This is a genomic window from Pseudomonas sp. Pseusp97 (genome assembly GCF_047304025.1).
Classification (GTDB): Bacteria; Pseudomonadota; Gammaproteobacteria; order Pseudomonadales; family Pseudomonadaceae; genus Pseudomonas.
The window spans coordinates 1-8,378 of sequence record NZ_JBGLYK010000232.1; the positions used below are offsets into that span (position 1 = coordinate 1).

Annotated in this window: 9 protein-coding genes; 2 read left to right on the forward strand and 7 right to left on the reverse strand. The window is 67.0% G+C overall.

Features of this window, described 5'->3' with window-relative positions:
- Window positions 1–118: 118 nt before the first annotated feature.
- From ACCC94_RS25215 to ACCC94_RS25245, 7 genes are all read right to left on the reverse strand, one after another.
- Entirely contained in the window at window positions 119–979 is an 861-nt protein-coding gene (locus ACCC94_RS25215) for an EamA family transporter (protein ID WP_413352357.1), read from the reverse strand.
- A 38-nt stretch (window positions 980–1,017) separates the two neighbouring features.
- Complete coding sequence (agmR, locus tag ACCC94_RS25220) at window positions 1,018–1,683, reverse strand: response regulator AgmR (protein WP_413352358.1); 666 nt, start codon at window positions 1,681–1,683, stop codon at window positions 1,018–1,020.
- A 53-nt stretch (window positions 1,684–1,736) separates the two neighbouring features.
- Window positions 1,737–2,300, reverse strand: a complete 564-nt coding sequence (locus ACCC94_RS25225; protein ID WP_413352359.1) for a PQQ-dependent catabolism-associated CXXCW motif protein — start codon at window positions 2,298–2,300, stop codon at window positions 1,737–1,739.
- A gap of 105 nt (window positions 2,301–2,405) precedes the next feature.
- Window positions 2,406–3,224 carry an ABC transporter permease gene (locus ACCC94_RS25230; RefSeq protein WP_413352360.1) on the reverse strand — a complete coding sequence of 273 codons (819 nt, stop codon included), beginning with the start codon at window positions 3,222–3,224 and terminating at the stop codon, window positions 2,406–2,408.
- Window positions 3,221–3,952 carry an ABC transporter ATP-binding protein gene (locus tag ACCC94_RS25235; RefSeq protein ID WP_413352361.1) on the reverse strand — a complete coding sequence of 244 codons (732 nt, stop codon included), beginning with the start codon at window positions 3,950–3,952 and terminating at the stop codon, window positions 3,221–3,223. Before ACCC94_RS25235 ends, ACCC94_RS25230 begins: the two co-directional genes overlap by 4 nt.
- Window positions 3,949–4,917, reverse strand: coding sequence for a YVTN family beta-propeller repeat protein (locus tag ACCC94_RS25240; RefSeq protein WP_413352362.1), 969 nt, complete (start codon window positions 4,915–4,917; stop codon window positions 3,949–3,951). The genes ACCC94_RS25235 and ACCC94_RS25240 overlap by 4 nt, the downstream gene beginning before the upstream one ends.
- A gap of 16 nt (window positions 4,918–4,933) precedes the next feature.
- The gene (locus ACCC94_RS25245) at window positions 4,934–6,145 is read right to left on the reverse strand and encodes an ABC transporter substrate-binding protein (RefSeq protein ID WP_413352363.1); all 1,212 of its coding nucleotides are present in this window, start codon (window positions 6,143–6,145) and stop codon (window positions 4,934–4,936) included.
- Window positions 6,146–6,315: 170 nt separating this feature from the next.
- Here ACCC94_RS25245 and ACCC94_RS25250 point away from each other — a divergent pair, with 170 nt between their 5' ends.
- Window positions 6,316–6,474, forward strand: coding sequence for a hypothetical protein (locus ACCC94_RS25250; RefSeq protein WP_413352364.1), 159 nt, complete (start codon window positions 6,316–6,318; stop codon window positions 6,472–6,474).
- 306 nt (window positions 6,475–6,780) lie between these two features.
- On the forward strand, window positions 6,781–8,115 hold the full coding sequence (locus ACCC94_RS25255; protein ID WP_413352365.1) for a sigma 54-interacting transcriptional regulator: 1,335 nt from the start codon (window positions 6,781–6,783) through the stop codon (window positions 8,113–8,115).
- Window positions 8,116–8,378 lie beyond the last annotated feature (263 nt).

Consider the following 8,378-nt stretch of genomic DNA (forward strand, 5'->3'; position numbering starts at 1 on the left):
CCCCCCCCACCCCACACCCCCGGCGGGGGGGTCACGCGGCCGCCGCCCGGCGCCCCCCCACGCGCCCCCCCCGGGGGTGGGGGCCCCCCCCCCCCGCTCCTACGAAGAGCAAAAGCGGTCAGGCGCGCTGGGCGACAGGCGTCCGCACCTTGGCCAGCAGGATCAGGGCGATTCCGCCCAGCACGGCCAGTGAAACCAGCGCCAGGCGCAGGCTGATCGATTCGCCGAGCAGAGCGGCGCCGGAAAGGGCTGCGAGTATTGGCACGCTCAACTGCACGGAAGCGCCCTGGATGGCCGATAGCCCTGGCAGCGCGCTGTACCAGATCGCATAGCCGACGCCCGAGGCCAACGCCCCGGACAGCACGGCATAAACGATTCCCATCGGGTCCACCCGCAGATCGGCATGGAAGAACGCCGCCAGCAGCGCGGCGAAGGCAATGGCGCGGATGAAGTTGCCAGTGCTGATCGCCAGCGGATCGCTGCCCTTGCGCCCCAGCAGCGAGTACAGGCCCCAGGCCACGCCCGACAGCAGCATCAGCAGTGCGCCCGCCAAAGGCGGGGCGCTGGCGCCTGGCAGCAGTTGGGCGAACAGCCCGCCCAGCGCCAGCAGGAAACCGACCAGCGCCTGCCCGCGCAGGCTTTCGCCGCGCAGCAGGCCGACCAGGATCATGCTCACCTGCACCGCGCCGAACAGCAGCAGCGCGCCGGTGCCGGCGTCCAGTTGCACGTAGGCGTAGGAGAAGGCCGCGGCGTAGACGAACAACGCCGCCGCAGCGCGCCAGTTGCCGCCCTCGCTGGCGGCGCGGCGGCGCAGGTTCAGCAGCAGGGCGAGCATCAGGCTGCCTGCGAAGAGGCGGATGCCGGTGAAGCTCACCGCATCGATGCTGGTGGCTTTCAGGGCGAGGCGGCAGAGGATGGAATTACCGGCGAAGGCGATCATCGCCAGGCCGGTCAGGCTCAGGGTGCGGGTGGAGGGCATCGAGGGTTTCCCGGTAGCGGTCTCGGCAGCACGGAGGGTCAGCGGCGCAGATAGGCCGTGAAGTCGATGTCTCCCGCGCAGAGGATGGCTTGCACACGGTTGTGTACCTTCAGCTTGCGCAGGATGGCGGAAACATGGGCCTTCACCGTGGTCTCGGCGATCTCCAGGTTGTAGGCGATCTGCTTGTTGGATTCGCCCTTGGTCATCCGCTCCAACACCAGCAGTTGCTTGCGGGTCAGCGCCTGCAGCAGTTCCGGCGGGATGCTGTGGTCGTCCTGGCCGCTGCGGCGTGGCGAGGATTTCTGGGTGCGGATGATGTCCGACGGCAGGTAGACGTTGCCGTTGAGGATCTGCTCGATGGCCTCGGTCATCTGCACGCGCGGCGACGACTTGGTGATGAAGCCCACCGCGCCGTAGGTGATGGCCTGCAACACGACCTGCTTGTCCTGCTCGGCGGAGACGATTACCACCGGGATGGTCGGCGCCTCGTTGCGCAGGCTCATCAGGCCGTTGAGGCCATGCATGCCGGGCATGTTCAGGTCGAGCAGGATGAGGTCGAGGTCGTCGTGTTCCTGGGTCAGGCCCAGGGCGCTGTCGAGGTCGGCGGTCTCCATTACTTCGCTGCCGGGGAAGCCGTCGGCGATGACGTTGTGGATGGCCTCGCGGAACAGCGGGTGATCGTCGGCGATCAGGATCTTGTACATGGCCTACACCTCGTTGTTGTCGTTATGGGTGGCGAGCGGCTTGCGGTCGCAGGCTACTTCAGCGGTTGCGGTCGTGCATCCTGCAGGGGCAGTCCTGCCTGTTCCCAGGCGTCGACACCGTCACGGTACCAGTAGAGGCTGGCATAGCCCAGCGCATGCGCGCGGCGGATGGCGTTCCAGCTCATCCAGCAGTCGGAGCGGCAGTAGAACACCAGTGGGCGCTTGGCATCACCTTCGGTGAGACGGGCGAGGTTCTGTTTCAGATAGGCCTCCCACTGCGGCTCCAGGGCTCCGGTGCCGACGTTGGGAAGCCACAGGCTGCCGGGCAGGTTGCGGTGCTTTTCGTCTTCGACGAACTGACCGTTGAGGTAGGTGCGACGGTAGACGTCCACCAGCAGGGTCTGCGGCTCGCGCTGGAGCAGCGCCTGCAGGGCAGGGGTATCGAGGGTAACGGCGTGGTCGACGGAAGGTGGTGTCGGGCTGCGGTACTGGGCCTGGCGGTAGCCGTCGGCGGAGAACAGCGGCGCGTCCTCGGCCAGGGCCGGAGGAAGCGCGAGGGGCAGGCTGAGCAGGCAGGCGGCCAGGCAGCCGGGCACAACGAAAGCAAGGCGAGGCATGGCTGTATCTCTTGTGGTTCTTCTTGTAGTGGCTATTAGATGCCGGCTGTGCGGCTTTGGAAATTCGACGTCCGGAGGGGCGAACCGGTACCAAAGTAGTAGGTGTCACCCCTTGCGCAGGGCGGCGTGCTGCGGGTTGAAGGTCAGCACGGCAAGACCGGCGAAGGACAGCGTCAGCCCCAGGCAGACGCTTGCCGACAGCAGGTTGAAGCGCTCGTAGAGGGCGAAGCGCACCAGCTCCACGGCGTGGCTGAACGGGTTCAGCGCGCACAGCCAGTACAGCCACTGGCTGGCTTCGCGCATCTTCCACAGCGGGTAAAGCGCGGAGGAGAGGAAGAACAGCGGGAAGATGACGAAATTCATCACTCCGGCGAAGTTCTCCAGCTGGCGGATGCCGTTGGACAGCAGCAGCCCCAGCGACCCCAGCAGCAGGGCCGCCAGCAGCAGGGCCGGCAGCGCGGCGACCAAGCCCACGGGCGGAGGCTGCACGCCATAAAGCCAGGCGATCAGCAGGAAGGCGTAGACCTGCAGCAGCGACACCAGCGCGGTGGCTAACAGCTTGCTGGCGAGCAGGAAGGCGCGCGGCAGCGGGCTGGTCAGCAGCACGCGCATGCTGCCCATCTCGCGGTCGTAGACCATCGACAGCGAGCCCTGCATGCCGTTGAACAGCAGGATCATGCAGCACAACCCCGGCACGATGTAGGTCTCGTAAGTGACGTAGGTGTCGTACGGCTCGATGATCGAGATGCCCAGCGCGGCGCGAAAGCCCGCGGCGAACACCAGCAACCAGAGTAGCGGCCGCACCAGGGCGCTGAGGAAGCGCGAGCGTTGCAGGACGAAGCGCAACCATTCGCGCACGACGATACCGCGCAGGCACTGCCAGTAGGCGGCGGGGCCGAAGCTGGGGTTCTCCACGGCACTCATGCGCAGGCCTCCAGGCGGGTCAGGCGGTCGAAGGTGCGCTCCAGGTTGCCGGCGTCCGGTGCGCAGATGTCCCGCGCTTCGCCTCGGGCGACCAGCCGGCCGCGATCGAGTACCAGCAGCGCATCTTCGCTACGCACCTCATCGAGCAGGTGCGTGGTCCAGAGCACCGCCAGGCCGTCCTCGCGGCACAGCCGGCGCACATGCTCGTTGAGCCCCTGGCGCGCAGCGGGGTCCAGTCCGACGCTGGCTTCGTCCAATAGCAGTAGTCGCGGGCGATGCAGCAGGGCGCGGGCGATCTCCACCCGGCGGCGATGCCCGCCATTGAGCGCGCGGACCTTGTCGCGGCGCCGCTCCTGCAATTGCTGGCGGGCCAGTTCGGTGTCGATCCGCTCGTTCGCCACACTACGCGGCAGGCCATGCAGGGCGGCGTGGTAGCGCAGGTTCTGTTCCACGCTCAGGTCCAGGTCCAGGGTGCTTTGCTGGAAAACCACGCCCAATTCCCGCAGGGCCAGTCGCGGCTGGCGGCGCAGGCTGCAGCCGAGCACCTCGATCTCGCCCTGCTGCAGGTCGTAGAGGCGGGTGAGCAGGGCGACCAGGGTGGACTTGCCGGCGCCGTTGGGGCCGAGCAGGGCGGTGAAGCGCCCGGCGGGCAGCTCGAATTCCAGGCCGTCCAACGCGCGCCGTGGGCCGTAGGCAAAGCTCAGGTCGCGAACAGTGAGCGCGTTCATGGCGTCACCACCACGCCCCACGGGTAGCGGCCGACCTTGATGGATTTGCTGACCTTGCGCGAGGCCACATCGATCACCGACACGTCGCCGCTGACGCCATTGGTGGCCAGCAGGGTCTTCTCGTCCGGGGTGAACGCCAGGTGCCAGACGCGGCGGCCGACCAGCAGATAATCGAGGACTTCGAAGGTCTTCGCATCCACCACCGCTACATGGTTGGCCGGGCCGAGTGCGACGAAGGCCAGCTTGCCGTCGCTGGTCAGCTGCACGCCCACCGGCTGCACCTTGTCCGGATGCACGCCCTGGATGGCGAAGCGCAGGGTCTTGAGGATCTTGCGGCTGGCGGTGTCGACCACGCTGACGGTGCCGCCGATCTCCGCGGAGACCCAGACCTGCGAGCCGTCGCGGGTGAACTCGGCGTGGCGCGGGCGCTGGTCCACCAGGGTGCTGTCCACCAGTTTCTGCGTCGATGTGTCGATCCAGTGCAGCATGTTGGTGGTTTCGCTGGTGTTCACCGCCCACTTGCCGTCCGGGCTCACCGCCATGCCTTCGGGCTCGACGCCGACGTCGATCTGCCCGAGTACCTGGGCGGTCTGGGTGTCGACCACCGTGACCAGCGCGTCGTCCTCGTTGGAGACATACAGCCAGCGGTCGTTGGGGTGCAGGGCGAACTGCTCGGGGTCGGCGCCCGAGGGCAGCTGCCTGATGATCTTGCGCGTGGCGAGGTCGAGCACTTGGACGGTGTCCGAATCGCTCGCGCAGATATAGAGCAGCTTGTTGTCGTGGGAGAGCGCCAGCCCCCGCGGGCGCTTGCCGGTGTCGATGGTGCCGGCGACGGTCATGCTGTCCAGATCGATGACGCTGAGGTTGTTGTCCTTCTCGTTGGAGACATAGGCGGTGGCGGCGAAGGCCGTGGGCGTAAGGGCGAGGGCGAGGCCCAGGCAGGGAAGGGCGAGCAGGCGGGGCATGGGTGGTTCCTCGGGTTCATTCTTGTTGTGGCGGGGCGTCGGCGAGGTGGCACTGACTTTCCGGTGCGTCGAGGCCGAGGCTGTCCAGCTCGCTGGCGGGGTGCAGGAAGCCTTCCTGCGGCGAAGTGCTGACCAGCGCGCGCGGTTGCACCAGCGGGATCGGCTGGCGCAGCTGGCCGTCCCAGGGGCGGAAACCGAGCTTGTAGCCCTTGAATCCGTCCAGCGGCAGGTCGGGGGAAAGCGACAGCCTGCGGATCGCCATCGGCCCGGCATCGCGCAGGCGCGTCACGGCGCTGGCTATGCTGCGCACGGCGATCCAGGCGGCGAAGTCGCGGTCGTTCATCCAGCGCCCGGCGTGCTCCTCGAAACGCTTCTGCAGTTGCGCGGCGCCGTAGGTTTCCACGGTCTTGTGCCAGCCGGTGGCGATCAGTCCCTGGGTGCCCGCGACCGGGCGCGGCAGCCAGGTGTTGTAGGGCACGTACTCGCCGAAGTCGCCATGCTCGTCGGCCACCAGTACGGCGTCGTAGTCCTCGCCAGACTGGGTGAACAGCGCCATGTCGGCCTGGGCGCTGCGGCGCTGGTCGTTGGCGAAGGTGAAGGGTTTCTCCTCGACTATCTTCGCCCCGAAGCGCTTGGCCGAGCGTTTCAGCGCGTTGGCATAAGCGGCGTCTTCCGGGCGCTGGCCGACGATCAGCAGCCAGCGCGTCCACTTGCGCAGCACCAGGAACTGGGTGAGGGCGTCGGTCAGCATCAGCCGGCTGGGCAGGGTGTGCAGCACGTTCACGGAGCACTGGCTGGCGCGCAGCTCGTCATCGGCGGCGCCGGCGTTGAACAGCAGGCTGTCCGGCAGCGCGGCGGCCACGGCGCGCAAGGTATCGGCCGGGGCATTGACCACGAACAGACGCAGGCCGGCGTCGTGCAGGCGCCGGGCTTCGGCCAGCAGCTTTTCAGGGCTGTCGGTGCTGGCGGCTTCCAGGCTGTAGCGGTGCTGGAGGAAGCGTCCGGTGCTGTTGCTGTCGCTGATTGCCAGCTCCGCGCCGCGCAGGCCTGCATCGGCGGGTTCCGGGATGACGTTGGACAGCAGTGGACCAGGGTCGGGCGTGTAGCCCAGATAGCCGATGCGGATGTCCAGCGCGGGGCCTTCGTTGGCGTGGGCGTCGAGGCTGAAGGCAGCGGCGCAGGCAACCGCGAGCAGATAAGCCATGCCGTGCAGGACGAGCTGGCGCATGGGGCGACTCCTTTTGCGGGTCGACAAGTTCTTGTGCGGCCAGCATAGGAAGCGCCCGAGGTGCGGCAAATATGCAGAAAGTACCGGTTGGGGCAGTACCAAGGTAGTAGGTCGCGCGCCGCGCCCGCGTCCTAGGATGGCGTTACAAGAACCAGAAGAGGAGCGTCGCCATGCGCATCGCCGTCACCCTCGTCCTGCCGATCCTGCTGATGCTCAGTCTGTTCGGCTTCGATTTCCTCTATACCCGCAATGGCTACCTGCCGGCGGCGGAACTGCGTGCGCCGGCCGCGCCAGTGGGCTGTTTCACTTCCTGCCGCGGCGCGCCCTAGCGTTGCAAGCCCATCTTTTCTGAAGCAGCGCCTCGACCTGCGCACAGGGTTTCGCTGCCCGGCAGACGCCCTGCCAGCGCGAGGGAGGCCTCTACCCTGGCCTTGTCCCCTGTCGAACCTGGCCGAGCGGTCAGCGCGGCGGCGCGCGGTCGCTGGAGGAAAAAGCGGCTGCTGAGATCGTTTCGGCATTGGGGTTATAGGAAAACGGTCGATGGGCAGCGTCAAGATATTGCTAGCGTTACAAATTGGAGCGCCAACCGTCTGTTTTTTAAAGTTTTTCAAAATAATGGCGCCAAGGAAGGGAGCATGCTCGAGGCAGCCACGAATCTTCGTCGCCTGCTGGTGGTCGATCCGTGCGACGACTGCCGCAGGCTTTTACCCGGACTACGAGCGGCAGGATGGGAGGTGGACAGTTGCGAGCTGGATAATGCCGGCAATCGCGGCTGCGACGTCGGCCTGCTGCGCCTTCAGCCCCGGCATCTCGAACGCCGGGAGTCGGTCAAGGAACTCATCAGCCGCAGCGGCACGGAGTGGATAGCCGTGCTCAGTCCCGACACCTTGCCACTCAATGAAGTAGGCGATTTCGTCAGCGAATGGTTCTTCGACTTCCATACCTTGCCCTTCGATGTGGCGCGGGTGCAGGTCACCCTCGGCCGCGCCTTCGGCATGGCGCGGCTGCGCGGACGCGGTAGCGTGCACAGCGATGAGCATGAACACGAATTGCTCGGCGAAAGCCGTGACGTTCGCGAGCTGCGCAAGCTGTTGGCAAAGTTCGCACCGACCGAGTCTCCCGTGCTGATCCGTGGCGAGAGCGGCACCGGCAAGGAACTGGTGGCGCGTACGCTGCACCGCCAGTCGCGACGGGCGATCCGGCCGTTCGTGGCGATCAACTGCGGAGCAATGCCCGAGGCGCTGATCCAGTCCGAGCTGTTCGGCCACGAGAAGGGCGCCTTCACCGGGGCGCACCAGCGCAAGATCGGCCGCTTCGAACAGGCCAACGGCGGCACGTTGTTCCTCGACGAGGTGGGCGACCTGCCGCTGGAGCTGCAGGCCAACCTGCTGCGCGTGTTGCAGGAGAAACAGATCGAGCGTGTCGGCGGCAGCCAGCCGATCGATGTCGATGTGCGGGTGCTGGCAGCGACCCATGTGGACCTGGAACAGGCGATCCGCGCCGGACAGTTCCGCGAGGACCTGTACTACCGGCTCAATGTCCTGCAGGTGTCGACTACGCCGCTGCGCGAGCGCAATGGCGACCTGGCACTGCTGGCCAATCACTTCGCCCACCTTTATAGCGTCGAGACCGGCCGCCGTCCGCGGCGTTTTTCGGACGATGCGCTGGCGGCGATGGCGGAACACAGCTGGCCGGGCAATGTGCGCGAACTGGCCAACCGGGTGCGTCGTGGCCTGGTGCTGGCCGAGGGGCGGCAGATCGAGGCGCGCGACCTGGGGCTGGAGCGGGAGAAGGGGCGCTCGACGAGCCTGCCGCTGGTGACCCTGGAGGAGTACAAGCTTGGCGCCGAGCGCCAGGCCATGTGCGATGCGCTGGCCCGGCACGGCGACAACCTCAGCGTGGCGGCGCGGATGCTGGGCATCTCGCGGCCGACTTTCTATCGCTTGTTGCACAAGCATCAGTTGCGCTAGGGCGCGGTGGCCGGCACGGGGCGGACGGGGTTCGCTCCGCCGGGCGGCCACATTCCCCGCATGCCGCCAATCCCCGATGGGTAACCTGGCCTGTAGGAGCGAGCTTGCTCGCGAACACGCAAGGCACGGTTCTGGGCTGCTTGGCCCATGGTGATAAGCGTCGCTTCGGCGTGCGCCCAGACTCCGTGTTTCGCCCCCTCGGGCGACCTTCTTTGGCAAACGACCCAAAGAAGGCAAAGGTCTTGCCCCGGACATCCGGTTTT